This window comes from Streptomyces sp. CO7, from assembly GCF_053474865.1.
In genome coordinates this window covers 1-462 of sequence record NZ_JBRIOU010000095.1, presented here as the reverse complement: position 1 = coordinate 462, position 462 = coordinate 1, and the positions used below count along the sequence as shown (strand labels likewise).

At 64.9% G+C, this 462-nt stretch carries 1 pseudogene; it reads left to right on the top strand.

Going from position 1 to position 462, the window contains the following annotated elements:
* A pseudogene (locus ACOV8S_RS31275) lies at positions 1-462 on the top strand (signaling protein); the annotation flags it as partial.

The following is a 462-nucleotide window of genomic DNA, read 5'->3' as shown; positions in this document are numbered from 1 at the left end:
AGCCAGATCGAGGTCTTCGACCCCGTCCCGGGATCCTCTCATGTCACCCCTTCCCTGGACGTCGATCACGGCCGGATAGGGGTACGACACGGGCCGCTCGGCGCCGAGGAATACCGCGTCTACGAACTTGACGCCTTCAAGCAGCACGCCTTCACCCCGCTGCACAGCTTCCCGTCCTGTTACCGCACCCAGGCCTGGTGCCTGTACGGGGATCTCGTCTACCAGAACGAGGGCAGCGCCTACAGCGCCACGAACCCACGACCGGGCAACTCCTGGTGGAACGTCTACGACATCACCACCGGCGAGATGATCGAGCGCTCCTTCAACGCCACCGCCCTCGACCTTTCCCACCGCGAGACCGAAGCCATCACCGTGCGCCCGACGCTCAACGGGCCGCAGCTCGTCTTCGGCTTCGCCACACAAGAACCAGGACCTCGCCAGATGGCCCTCTACGGCATCACC